The organism is Grimontia sedimenti, from assembly GCF_011045095.1.
GTDB lineage: Bacteria > Pseudomonadota > Gammaproteobacteria > Enterobacterales > Vibrionaceae > Enterovibrio > Enterovibrio sedimenti.
The window spans coordinates 12406-25691 of record NZ_JAALDL010000024.1 but is presented as its reverse complement, the minus strand read 5'-3'; the positions used below and the strand labels follow the sequence as shown (position 1 = coordinate 25691).

Annotated in this window: 11 protein-coding genes; 3 read left to right on the top strand and 8 right to left on the bottom strand. The window is 45.8% G+C overall.

Features of this window, described 5'->3' with window-relative positions; genetic code table 11:
- The first annotated feature begins 384 nt into the window (after nucleotides 1-384).
- From G5S52_RS21665 to G5S52_RS21655, 3 genes are all read left to right on the top strand, one after another.
- Nucleotides 385-693, top strand: a complete 309-nt coding sequence (locus tag G5S52_RS21665; protein ID WP_165018426.1) for a hypothetical protein — start codon at nucleotides 385-387, stop codon at nucleotides 691-693.
- A gap of 10 nt (nucleotides 694-703) precedes the next feature.
- Nucleotides 704-1414: a hypothetical protein gene (locus tag G5S52_RS21660; RefSeq protein ID WP_205744023.1), complete on the top strand. Its 711-nt coding sequence runs from the start codon at nucleotides 704-706 to the stop codon at nucleotides 1412-1414.
- 375 nt (nucleotides 1415-1789) lie between these two features.
- On the top strand, nucleotides 1790-4261 hold the full coding sequence (locus tag G5S52_RS21655; RefSeq protein ID WP_165018422.1) for an FG-GAP repeat domain-containing protein: 2472 nt from the start codon (nucleotides 1790-1792) through the stop codon (nucleotides 4259-4261).
- A gap of 180 nt (nucleotides 4262-4441) precedes the next feature.
- Here the strand turns inward: G5S52_RS21655 and wecA are convergent, their stop codons facing one another.
- The 8 genes from wecA to fcl all read right to left on the bottom strand — a co-directional run bounded on the left by wecA (nucleotide 4442) and on the right by fcl (nucleotide 13285).
- Complete coding sequence (gene wecA, locus G5S52_RS21650) at nucleotides 4442-5521, bottom strand: UDP-N-acetylglucosamine--undecaprenyl-phosphate N-acetylglucosaminephosphotransferase (protein ID WP_165018420.1); 1080 nt, start codon at nucleotides 5519-5521, stop codon at nucleotides 4442-4444.
- Between the two features lie 495 nt (nucleotides 5522-6016).
- The gene (gene galU, locus G5S52_RS21645; RefSeq protein WP_165018418.1) at nucleotides 6017-6841 is read right to left on the bottom strand and encodes a UTP--glucose-1-phosphate uridylyltransferase GalU; all 825 of its coding nucleotides are present in this window, start codon (nucleotides 6839-6841) and stop codon (nucleotides 6017-6019) included.
- Nucleotides 6842-7057: 216 nt separating this feature from the next.
- A complete protein-coding gene (locus G5S52_RS21640; RefSeq protein ID WP_165018416.1) occupies nucleotides 7058-8224 on the bottom strand; it encodes a nucleotide sugar dehydrogenase in 1167 nt (388 codons plus the stop codon).
- 14 nt (nucleotides 8225-8238) lie between these two features.
- A complete protein-coding gene (locus tag G5S52_RS21635; RefSeq protein ID WP_165018414.1) occupies nucleotides 8239-9666 on the bottom strand; it encodes a phosphomannomutase in 1428 nt (475 codons plus the stop codon).
- Between the two features lies 1 nt (nucleotide 9667).
- On the bottom strand, nucleotides 9668-10417 hold the full coding sequence (locus tag G5S52_RS21630) for a glycosyltransferase family 2 protein (RefSeq protein WP_165018412.1): 750 nt from the start codon (nucleotides 10415-10417) through the stop codon (nucleotides 9668-9670).
- Nucleotides 10417-11823: a mannose-1-phosphate guanylyltransferase/mannose-6-phosphate isomerase gene (locus tag G5S52_RS21625; RefSeq protein ID WP_165018410.1), complete on the bottom strand. Its 1407-nt coding sequence runs from the start codon at nucleotides 11821-11823 to the stop codon at nucleotides 10417-10419. The genes G5S52_RS21630 and G5S52_RS21625 overlap by 1 nt, the downstream gene beginning before the upstream one ends.
- 15 nt (nucleotides 11824-11838) lie before the next feature.
- A complete protein-coding gene (locus G5S52_RS21620; RefSeq protein ID WP_165018408.1) occupies nucleotides 11839-12306 on the bottom strand; it encodes a GDP-mannose mannosyl hydrolase in 468 nt (155 codons plus the stop codon).
- A 13-nt stretch (nucleotides 12307-12319) separates the two neighbouring features.
- A complete protein-coding gene (gene fcl / locus G5S52_RS21615; protein WP_165018406.1) occupies nucleotides 12320-13285 on the bottom strand; it encodes a GDP-L-fucose synthase in 966 nt (321 codons plus the stop codon).
- Nucleotide 13286: the final 1 nt, after the last annotated feature.

The window sequence follows — 13286 nt, the reverse complement described above, 5'->3', positions numbered from 1 at the left end:
TCAGCTCAGCCCATGAATTCAATACAAGAAAAATTGCTAAAACTATCGAAAAACACTCAAACATTGGCTTAATAAAAATCTCTTTATTGGGATCTTTCAGCATTAACATTTAGATAAAGCATGTTTTTTTCACCATTTGAACATCATCGAAGAACGGCAACCAACTGAAAGCCTTCTCCTGCCAAGCATTAAGAAATACAACGGCCCCTTTCACAAAAAAGCATTGGTCTCACATTGAGATTTTCGGCCATCGAGGCATCTAACACTCTCGTAAACAGACGTTTGAGAACACTCGCAAATACAATTAATTAGGCAGAAGTGTCCATACTCACTGACTGAATTAACGGTCAGAATATTGCCTCCATCAACATGGAGTATCATTCAATGAAGAAAACCACCTTCTGTTTAGCGCTCTTGCTGGCAGGCTGTGGCGGTGATGGCGGCAATTCAACCGATACCGGTTCCGGTGGCGGTGAAACTTCACCTAACACAGTTTCAGCAGACAAAGTGTTTGAACAGGCAACCATCGTTAAAGATCCAACGACAGGCGTGTCTTATCAGGAAGTCAGCGTAAAGGCGGACGAAACGCTTATTGTCGAAACCACTCCCGATATGCCGTTTACCATCGCTCAGGGCAAAGATGCGCCTCAGCGTTTGGTCGTTCAAGGCAATCTCACGATTTCAGCAAAATAAGGAAGTAATGATGAAAAAGTTCATGATGACGGCACTGGCGCTGGTCTGCTCCTCAACCGCTTTCGCTGCCAATGATCACGCAGTATTAAACGTAGAAGGTGAAATTCAAATCAACGGTAAAACCGTGATTGATAAAGAGGGAAACTGGGCGGGTAATACGACTGCCACTCCTGTGATCAATTTGGGTGAGTTACTCACACCAACAGTGAGTAAAGTGGAACTTCAGGACGCTGTTGAAACTGCCAACGAGTATCACCTCACTTACGACGCACAATCTGGACGCACTATTCGAGAAGAGCAGTTAGTCAATGGTGACGTAGTTTGGAGCATGGAGTGGATAGAAAACACGCCAACCTCAAACAAAATCAAATACATCAACGGTGAGTGTGAGCGCGTCGTTTCTAACACGTTCGAAGCATCCACAGGCTACCCATCAGTTCCCGTTGGTACACTCGCCGCGCGCGCAGATGTCATGACTCAAGAAGTCATTTCTAACAGTTGTAATCCCGAAGAAGTTGGCACCAAGACTGATTTCAAAGACACCATGCACATGATTGTCGCAGCAGAAATCAGCTATCCATATGGTCAGACCAAATTGGAAAACTGTATCTATGCAAACCAGTACCTTAGCTGGAGCGGCGAATATCAAACCCGCGTTTACTGCCAAGGACCGGGTCTTGTAGAAATGGGTGATTTCAAACTTAAAGCCATCGTTGAATAAGCGGTAGGTTGAAAGAAATAAGCGGTCCTGGGGAAACAGGCGAAAAATGCGACGGGGCGACCGTCGCTTTTTAATTCATCATGTTGTTTTCGTTGAGGAAGAGCGGTCCTGGGTCCTGGGTCCTGGGTCTTGGGTCCTGGGCAGAGCAAAGACAGTTCTGGGGAGCAGCACTCCTCTGCACGCTCTTGAGCACTGGCTCTTTCCCAGGTCCCAGGACCGCTCTTACTCTTCCTAGGTCCGCTCTCTCTTCTGTCCTTCCTGCTCTCTCTGCCCTTCCCCCTCTCATTCCGAGAACGATTTCCCTTCCTATTCAATAACATACAAATGTATGATTCTGCTTCCAAAAATACCAATAAACTGGACAATTTAAGAACAATGAAAAAAACACTTATCAGCACGCTCGTGGCCAGCGTACTGCTCTCGGGTTGTGGTAGTGATGACAATCAAGTGACCTCCAACGCAACACCTTTAGATGTTCAAACCACCTTCTCCGCACGTTATATCCAAACCTTACCGGGCAAAAATCAACAAGCAGCGGCATATATTGCTCCTGTTGAAGACGCTCAGTACGCAGCCCAAAAAACACAGGTGCGTTATCTGGGTCAGCTAGAAGTCACCAATGTGGACACTGGCGCAGAGCAAGTGTTTGACTGGCCTGTGACACAAACGGTTGATGCTGATGGCAATGTCACCACAACCTCTCACCGCGCACTCACCCTAAAGCCTGGCACTTATGATTTTGCCCTGCTACTGACTACCGAAGGCGCCAACCCTAAGCAGTATCTCGCCAAAGCGCTGGGTCATGAGGTTTTGGAAGGCGAACAACCGGCGATTGAGTTTGTAGTTGAGCCGAACCTTGGCGACACCATCACAAACTTCGACGAAATAGACTATGTGTCTAAACTCGCTTTCCAATGGAAAGCCGAAGAACTGGCAGGTCTGAACAAGCCACAATTTGGTCTGTCGGTGAACGGTGGCGATGAGCAGGTTTTTGAGATCAATAAAGAAACCGGGCTTGCTGAAATCACCATGAATGTCGAACCGGGTGAGTACACCCTGTCGCTTCGCCTTTACGACGGTGATTTGATGGTCGGCCAAAACGAGGAAGACAGTACGGTTAACTTTGTCGAAGGCGAAAACGCCCAAACTGACATCGTGCCAATACAGGCTGATGTGGTATTTGAAGTCGATGAAATCAAAGACCGCGGTACCTTCGCGTTTAACGTTCCAGATGTGTTGATTGAGGAAGTGGGTGGTCTGGAAAACCTGACCCTGAAAGCCACCATCACTGCAGGTGGTATCGAAGCACAAGAGCGTGTACTGGATATTCTAGATGTTAACGGCAGCCACATTGCAAAAGACATGTTCGAAACGGGTGGGGCTGACAAAGTGGGTGTATATCTGGCTTTTTACGACACCCAACACTCGCAAGACTTGGCTGAGCTAACGCCATTTACCAGCTGCACGACGGATGTCACGGTAGAGGCCAACCAAACCCTGGGTTGTAAGGTTGCCCTGAAACGCGAAAGCATTATCACCAACCGCATTCTTGGCACCCTTCGCATCAACGCCGTAAACGAAAACTGGACACCTGCAGAAGGCGCAGACGTTTTACTAAACGGCGAAAAAATCGGTGTTACCGGTTCAGAAATTGGCGCTGGCACGTTCAAAACCCACCTTGTTGCGGGTGAGTATCAGGTAGAGGTGAGGTCTGGTGTAAGCACAGCCCAAGATACACTTTCTATCGCACCACTTTCTGTCGAAAATATTCCATTGACGTTAGTTCGCAATTCCGAAGTCGGCGCAGGTACATTTGTTGAACTTCACACTTATCGCCCTGAGAACTTCTTTGATCATGGTGCGACTGGTGATTTAAACGGTGACGGTAATATAGATCTTGCTTTGGCTTTAGAAGACAATCGTGTCCAGATATTTTATGGCGATGGAAGTGGTGTTTTTCCAACCTCATCCCTTATTGATGTGGCCTACCCATCGACACGAATCAAAATCGTAGATATTAACGGGGATGGTAAAAATGACTTGTTGATGTCAGCGTCATTTAAGGCTGAAAATGGCGGTTTGATGATTTATGAAAACAAAGGGGATAATCAGTACACCCTTCGTCAAACCCTAGAAGCACTAGCACAGTCCTATGTTGACCAACAGTCACTTGAAGCGGTAGACATCAACAATGATGGAAACCTAGAGATTCTTGCATCCACGAGCCGTACCCACTTTGGCATATTTAAACTCAACGCAGATAACCACTTCGAATTAAATAGCACCTACAGTACAGACACGGCACGTGCGATCGCTGTCGGCGATGTAAATAACGATGGTTACGTTGATATCTGGGCAGACTCGCTTTTAGTTAACGACGGTAACGGCAATTTTACATTCAAAAACATATCGCTCGGCAGCGCGAACATCGCAACGGTGCAGTTTGCAGATTTCAATGGTGATGAACATCTTGATCTTCTAGCGACAGATTGGTACGACGGTGAAACCATCGTATTCACCAATGATGGCTTTGCCAACTTCAATACCAGCCACACCGTTTCTACTCACAACCCAGACCGCAACCTACCTGCCGTTGGTGATATTGATCTCGATGGTCATCAAGATATCGTGATGATGAACCGCGCCCTAGACCCAACAACAGGCCGAGAAAAAGCGGCTCTGTACCGTTACATCGGTAATAAACATACCGATTTTACTGAACATAAAATTCAATCAACAACATACCCGGATAAAATGTTACTTGCCGATATAGACAATGACGGCGACCTAGATCTAATCGGCCTTGGGTTCAAAGTGAGTGTGTTTAAAAACACCCCAACCCATTAAACCAATAAAACGAAAAAAGGCGATGGTCACCCATCGCCTTTCCATTCTAAGTCAGAATAATTTGCACAACCCAAGCCGAATTCCCAGCCCCGCCTTCCCTGCTCTTCAAGCTCTTCCCAGGACCCAGGACCGCTCTTGCTCCTCCAAGGACCCTCTCTTGAGCTCTCGCTTTCCCCGCTCTTAAACCGCTTCCTCTACCAACGGCGCTTTCCCTAGCCACTGGCGGATTTTCGCGGTGATACGGAAGATATGGCTGATGGTGTAGAAATACACTGAGAACAGCACAAGGAAACCGATAAACATCGATGTTTCATTGAATTGGTAAATCTCGCCTACGATGCCAATCGCCGCGAAGCTGGTTGCCAGCAGGCAAATCACCACTAAAGTCATACGCGACGACAAACCGATACGCTGACAAATGTGATGCAGGTGCTCACGGTCTGGTCTAAACGGCGAATGCCCTTTGCGGACACGGCGTGTCATGATGGTAGCCATGTCCATCAGTGGCAGCGCAATAAACCAAAGTGCAGCGACAGGGCGAATAGTGCTGGTGTGCTCTACCTGTGAAGCGCGGATAAGGAACCACACTACGGTAAAACCAATCAACATACTGCCAGCATCACCCATAAAGATTTTAAAGCGCTGACCCAAAGGAATACCGAGGTTCAACAAAATGTAAGGGACCAGCGCAGCAATAAACATCATACAGTTCATTGCCAAAGGCGTGTTCCCTTCAAGCCAGAACATCATCCCCAACGCACCAAACGACACCGATGCCAGGCCACCCAGCAAACCATCAATGCCATCGACCATATTGAAGGCATTAATGGCACCAATCACGGCAATCACAGTCACCAAATAACTCACCCAATCCGGCAAAGCGACCGGCACGTTACCCGCGATACTGCCCAAGTTTTCAAGGCTAAGGCCAGCAGCAAAAATCATTGCCAATGAAATGCCAGCCTGAACGAAAAGGCGTATTTTGAAACTGATATCGAATTTGTCGTCCAGCACGCCAATAATAATCAGCACCGCACCACACCCCAGATACAGCCAGTCATCCTGACCGATATCCAAGTACAAAAGCGACGCGATAAACATGGCAAAAAAGATCGACACCCCACCCACCAGCGGGATCGCACCTTTATGGTGTTTACGCGCATTGGGCTTATCGACCAAATTAATTTTCTTCGCCACTTTTCGGAAACAGAAAAGCAGCACAAAGGACAACAAAAATGTTGTTAAGATTGCGAGTGACATGATGATTTAGGTTTTGGTTAGAAAATTTAGCCAAGCCGCAAGGGATAGAGCTTGGCGGAAATTGGTAGTACAGAAACGGTTCTAGGGGTAGAGCGAAAATCGGTCCTGGGAATATCCGGTCCTAGGACCTAGGTAGAACAAGAACAAGAGGTAGAGCGAAAAACGAACCTAGGAAGAACAAAAACGGCCCTAGGACCTAGGTAAAGCAAGGACGGTTCTGGGAAGAGCAAAAGCTAAAAACAAAATCGCTCTGGATCTGCTCTTGTCCGCTCTATGCTCTTCCCAAGATCCTGCTCTTGTCTCTTCCCTAGGTCCCAGGACCCGCTCTTAGCTCTTCCCAGGACCTCGCAATGGTTTACCCCTTTAAGCGGCCCTGGGTATATCCGGTCCTGAGTCCTAGGTAGAGCAAAAGCGGTGCTGGGGACATTCTCACGCTCTCGCTTTTCCCCAGGTCCCAGGACCCGCTCTTAGCTCTTCCCAGGACCTAGCAAGGGTTTACCCCTTGTAGACATTCTCAAAACAATAATTCGTCGCTTCGATAAACCCTTCTACACTGCCGCAGTCAAAGCGTTTGCCTTTGAACTTATACGCCAGCACACAACCGTTCTTTGCCTGTTCAAGAAGTGCATCCGTGATTTGGATTTCACCGCCTTTCCCTGGCTCAGTGTTTTCGAGGATATCGAAAATATCGGGCGTCAGAATATAACGGCCAATAATGGCAAGGTTGCTAGGCTCTGTGCCGGGTGCTGGCTTTTCAACCATGTCGGTGACGCGAATCAGGTTATCCGTTAACGCTTCACCGGCAATTACACCGTACTTGTGGGTTTCTTCCGCAGGCACTTCCTCTACAGCAACAATCGAGCAGCGGAACTGTTTATACAGCGCCACCATTTGCGCCAGTACACCTTCTTCAAGGTTGATGCAAAGATCATCTGCCAGCACAACCGCGAATGGGTTATCCCCTACCAGTTCACGGCCAGTCAGAATCGCATGGCCCAAACCTTTCATTTCGCGTTGGCGAATGTAAGTGAAGTTCGCTGAATCAATCACTTCACGGATATCAGTCAACAAAGCCTCTTTACTGGTGCCTGAAATTTGATGTTCCAATTCATAGTTCTTGTCGAAGTGGTCCATCAGAGAGTGCTTGCCACGGCCAGTAACAATACACATATCCGTCATGCCGGCCTGAATCGCTTCATCAACACCGTATTCAATGAGTGGTTTGTTGACGATAGGCATCATTTCTTTCGGCATGGACTTGGTGGCTGGTAGAAAGCGTGTGCCGTAGCCAGCTGCGGGGAATAGACATTTTTTAATCATGGTTTTAATTATTGAGTTGTAAGCTTTAAATTTCGAGAACGAAAACAACAGAACTGAGATTTGAGAGTTGAGCTACGAGAACGAGAATGGAAGACCTGAGTTTTGAGAGTTGAGGTACAAGAACGAGCTCTGCTCTTCCTGTTCTCTCTGCCTTTCCTGCTTTCTCTGCTCTCTCTGCTCTCCCTGCTCTTACTCAGATCTCGCGACTTCTAGTCGCTAGTCACTCCCAAACAAATCGCGCGTATAAACTTTATCAGCGACATCTGCCAGCTCTTCCGCCATGCGGTTTGAAACGATAACATCAGATTTGGCTTTAAACGCTTCAAAGTCAGTCATGACTTCTGAGTGGAAGAACGATTCTTCTTTCAGTACCGGCTCATATACGACGACTTCGATACCTTTCGCTTTAATACGCTTCATGATCCCTTGAATGGAGGATGCACGGAAGTTGTCTGAACCTGACTTCATGATCAGGCGGTAAATACCGACCACTTTTGGGTTCTTTCGCAAAATAGACTCAGCAACAAAGTCTTTGCGTGTCGTATTGGCATCAACAATCGCCTGAATGATGTTGTTTGGCACTTCCGCATAGTTGGCGCGTAGTTGCTTTGTGTCTTTTGGCAGACAGTAGCCACCGTAACCAAATGACGGATTGTTGTAGTGGCTGCCGATACGAGGGTCGAGGCCAACACCTTCAATGATTTGACGCGCGTCTAAACCATGTGCTTCGGCGTATGAATCCAACTCATTAAAGTACGCCACGCGCATCGCGAGATAGGTATTCGAGAAAAGCTTCACGGCTTCAGCTTCTGTAGAATCCGTGAACAGTACTTGAACATCTTTCTTTTCTGCACCTTCAACTAACAAGTTGGCAAAAATCTGCGCACGTTCGCTTCGCTCACCGACGATGATGCGGGAAGGGTGAAGGTTGTCGTAAAGCGCTTTGCCCTCACGCAAGAATTCAGGCGAGAAAATAATATTCTCACACCCAAACTCTTCTTTGATGCGTTTTGTATAACCCACAGGAACCGTAGATTTAATGACCATGACCGCATCTGGGTTTATGGCCATCACATCTTTAATTACTGCCTCAACCGAGGAGGTATTAAAGTAGTTTGTTTTTACGTCATAGTCAGTCGGTGTCGCGATGATGACGAAAGCAGCCTCTTTATAAGCTTCTTCTTTATCTAACGTCGCATAGAAATTGAGCGCTTTTTCTTTCAGAAAATGTTCAATCTCTTTATCGACAATGGGAGAGGTTTTATCGTTAAGCAGTTTAACTTTTTCTTGAATGATATCGACAGCAACAACCTCGTGGTTTTGCGCCAAAAGCATAGCATTAGACAAGCCAACATAGCCTGTCCCAGCAATAGCAATTTTCATTTTTATCTCTGCTGTTAAAAGAAGTTAGATGTTTGAATGTTGGTAAGCGCCTGACTGACAAATCTTTGCGCTTGCTCTTCAGTATTCGACTCGGCGTAACAACGAAGCTCCGGCGCATTACCTGAAGGTCTAAAGTGAATCACATCGCCATTGACGAGAGCAATGCGCAGCCCATCGGTCAGGTCGATACTTTCAACTTGCACGTTGTCGAAGCCCAAGGTCGCCAGAAAAGATTCTGGCTGTGCTTTGGCAATTTCTAAAATCGCCAGACTCTTTTCAGTAGCAAAATTCTGAATCCGATCGCTATGAGTAAAGCGTTTTGGCAACTGATCGACCAAATGTGAAATCAGCGAATTGCGAGAAGCAGAAAGCAGCATCAGGGCAGGCAGAACAGCATCTCGTGTTGGAAGCGCCTTCACAACAGAACCGTTAAATGAAACGTCAGAGCCAAGCAGAAAGCCGCCATTGGCTTCAAAACCCGCGACATTGCGATATTTCTTCGCCAAGTGAGCAAACTCAGCAATCACGTAAGGTGAACCAATTTTAGTGCGGGAAGCATGTGGAAATTCGCCGGAAAGCTCTACCGATGTATTACAGCTAACAGGTAACGCCAGCGCATCAATACCCAACTCTTTTGCACACAACAGCCCTAGAACATCGCCTCTTAGCCAGTTCCCTTTCTCATCTGACACTAATGGCCTGTCTCCATCACCGTCTGTCGAGAAAATAAAGTCCAGATCATGCTCTTCCGACCATTTTAAGGCTTTTAGCTTGTCTGATTCTGATACCGCTTCTGTGTCGATAGGGACAAACTGGTCACTGCGCTCCAATGAGACAACTTCCGCGCCCAAGTGTTCAAACATCTGCGCATACATATCACGCCCAGCACTCGAATGCTCGTAAATACCAATACGTCGCCCTTTAAGAAACTGGCCATCAAAAAGGGTCACATTTCGCTCAATGTAAGTTTTTGCCGCTTTTGAAGATACTGCTAACTCAGGTTCGTCGGCTGATAGAGTGAACTCAGCACTCACATTCAGAATGGCTTGCTCATCGCTTTTCGTAATTTCGCCATCTGGGCGATAGAACTTTAGGCCGTTACGGTCAAACGGGATATGGCTGCCCGTTACCATAATAGAAGGCATTCCATCTTGCATAGCGACATATGCCAAAGCCGGTGTTGGAACAACACCATAATAAATTGGGATTAAGCCCATATCTTTTACGGCGCTGACAATGGCTTTGGCCATTTGAGGGCTGCTAGGTCGGTTATCTATCGCGATGGCAACCGAATCAAACTTAAATTGACTACGAATGGAAGAGATAAACGCATGCGTGAAAGCCGCACACGCTTCTGGAGTAAATTGCTCTACCAGGCCTCTGGCGCCACTTGTACCAAATTGTATGCCTGAACCGGAGATAACATTAGACGTGATTAACATATTAAGCACTCTTAAAGAACTGAGGTATTTTTGAGAGATTTTTGACCAAAATTGCTTTAGCCCAAGGGACCTCACTGTTGTTAAGTGCTCGAATATCTTCTCTTGTCTTATGAATAATATTTGAAAGACTCCGGTTACTTGCTCCGCCAACGCGCATATTGATTGTTACACTAGGAACATAAGCCAATGTAATTTCAGCTTTCCAGAGGTACCGAAGAAGTGAGTCATAATCAGCAGCGATTTTATAGGACAGATCAAACAGCCCATATTTCTCATACAGTGATCTTTTCATATAGAACGTTGGATGAGGGGGCATCCATCCATATTTCATCGACTCTCGTTTATACTCTTTAGACTTCCAATACCGGAGTACCTTATTGGTATCCAACTTATCTACATACTGCAAATCAGAATAAACCGCATCTGTATCATTCTCTTTAATTGCAGATACGATGTCAGCTACAGCATCGGGATAAGCAAACAGATCGTCCGAGTGCAAAAAACCTACTATGTCACCTGTAGCTGCGCGAATACCTTTGTTGAGGGCATCATAAATACCATTATCTGGTTCTGAAATGGTTTTTGATACACGAGTACAGTTGTTTGCTATGACTTCCAGTGTATTATCAGAAGAATCACCATCAACAATAATGTATTCAATATCGGGATACGTTTGTGACTCTAATGAGCGAAGCGTATCCGTAATGGTTGCAGCACTATTATAAGTGGCCGTAATAATACTAACTTTCATCAATAACCTACGCCATAGTCTTCAATACGTGTCACATCATCTTCGGAAAGATACGCGCCCGATCTGACTTCAATCAATTCAAGTGGGATTTGCCCGGGATTTTCAATAGAGTGCGGCTCGCCAATTGGAATGTAAGTAGACTCATTCTCAGTGAGAAGGAAATATTTTTCGCCATTTCTGACTCTTGCTGTTCCTTTGACGACAATCCAATGCTCTGCGCGATGGTAGTGCATCTGGGTCGCCGTTTTTTCGCCAGGTTTCACCGTCACATGCTTAACGTGGAATCGATCTCCAGAAGCAATCTCATCGTGTGTTCCCCAAGGGCGATAAACCTCACGGTGTTGAAGATGTTCGTCGCGCCCAAGTTCGTTGAGTTGCGTAACAATACTCTTTACATCCTGAACTTTATCTTTATGCGCAACAAGGACCGCATCTTTGGTTTCAACAATCACTAAATCATCAAGACCAACCGTCGCGACCAATTTGTTTTGAGAATATATGTAGCTGTTCTTTGTACTCTCAAGAAGAACGTCACCCTGTACAGCGTTGCCATCATTATCTTTTGTACTGACATCCCACAAAGAAGACCATGACCCCACATCACTCCAATTGGCATTGAGTGGCACCACTGCAGCGTCATTAGTTTTCTCCATAACGGCATAATCAACAGAATCACTGGGGCACTCAGAGAAAATTTGAGAAGGAATGCGGAAAAAATCTAAATCTTTTTCAGCGTTATCCAGTGACGTTCTACAGACCTTTAAGATCTCGGGAGAATGGGCTTCCAGCTCTTGAATAAACTTGGATGCTTTAAAAAGAAACATTCCGCTATTCCAGTAATAGTCCCCACACTCACAATATGTTTTTGCAATATCCAGAGCAGGCTTTTCAACAAATGCATCAACCTGATAAATACCATCATCAATACTTTGGCCGCCCCGAATATAGCCATATCCTGTTTCTGGATGAGTAGGCACGATACCAAACGTTACAAGCTTGCCGTCTTCAGCACTTTTCTTTGCACGTTCTATCGATTGAATAAAAGCATCTGTATCTTTTATCACATGGTCAGCAGCCAACACGAGTAATAGTGGGTCGTCACCATTTTCAACGGCCTTTAATGCAGCCAAGGCAATTGCTGGCGCTGTATTCTTCCCCATCGGTTCGAGGATAATGCCGTCATTTTTTATATTCGCTTTTCTTAATTGTTCAGCGACAATAAACCGATGTTCCTCATTACAAATAAAAATAGAAGGTTGATGTGTTAAGCCACCCAATCGGTTCACCGTTTCCTGCAGCATAGTGGCATCTTTGGTGAGTGATAAAAACTGTTTTGGATATAGTGTTCTAGATAGTGGCCAAAGACGACTACCTGAGCCACCTGCCATAATGACGGGTAACAACATATGTTTTACCTTTTATTATTTGTATGAATCTGAGAAGTAGGCTTTAGTATTGCGATGCACTTGATGGCAATTTAATAACTCTTCGATGTCCCACCACTTATAGTTATTATGCTGCTCTTGTGGAAGTTCTGATAATTCTAGGTCAATACTAAGTTGATATCCGAGCACGACATAGTGCGTTGAAAAAGTCGTCCCGGAGAAGTTATCTTGATAAAGGTGTTGGTAAGGCCCAATAAATTCTGCCTGTCCAATGTCAATCTTTTCACCAAGTTCAATGTGAGTCAGACGCTGAAAAGCATCATTAAAGGTTTCGTCCTTGCAAATACGCCCACCGGGTACAAACCAATAGCCCAGGGCCGGGCGATTGGTTCGATAACCGAGCAAGACCTGATTGGCGTTATTACGCACAATCAGATCAATCGATACCAATGGGGTAGATGCAACGACCGTTTTGAATGTCTCAATATCTAATCGTTGCGTCATAGCGGTTTAACTACTAGTTACGGAAGGAGTTTTGATTCTCTAAAAACCATTGATATGTTTTCGCCAAACCGTTTTCTAAATCGGTTGTGTACTTCCAACCCAAGTCGGCCAAACGCGAGACGTCCATCAGCTTACGGGGCGTTCCATCAGGCTTTGTCGCATCGAAAGAAATGGTCCCTTCGAAGCCTACAACTTTTGCCATGGTTTCAGCCATTTCACGAATCGTACAATCAACGCCAGTGCCAACGTTAATGTGTGAAAGCATAGGCTGAGTGCAAGAACGATATGTGTTGTCAGACAGTTCCATAACGTGGATGCTGGCTGCCGCCATATCATCCACATACAAAAACTCGCGCATTGGTGTGCCCGTTCCCCAAACAACGACTTCAGAGTCATTGTTGAGTTTAGCTTCGTGAAAACGGCGCATTAATGCAGGAATGACATGAGAGTTATCTGGATGAAAATTATCATTCATCCCATACAGATTGGTAGGCATTACACTTCGGTAATTTCGACCGTACTGACGGTTATATGACTCACAAAGCTTAATGCCGGCAATCTTTGCCACAGCATAAGGCTCATTCGTGGATTCAAGTACACCGGTCAACAATGAGGACTCTGTCATGGGCTGCTCTGCCAATTTTGGGTAGATACAAGAAGAGCCCAAAAACAGCAAATTCTGAACACCATGACTATGGGCTGCGTGAATAATATTGCATTCCATCATCAGGTTTTCATAAATAAACTCTGCCGGGAAGGTGTTGTTCGCGTAAATTCCGCCCACCTTCGCGGCCGCCAGGTAGACTTCATCGATGTTTTGCCCTGAAAAGAAGCTCTCAACAGCTTTTTGATCGAGTAAATCAAGCTCACTTCTTCCTCGGACAATCAGTTCGACATCATCCCTTTCTGAAAGCTGGCGGACAATGGCAGAGCCGACCATCCCTTTATGGCCAGCAACAAATACTCTTTTCTTGTTCAAA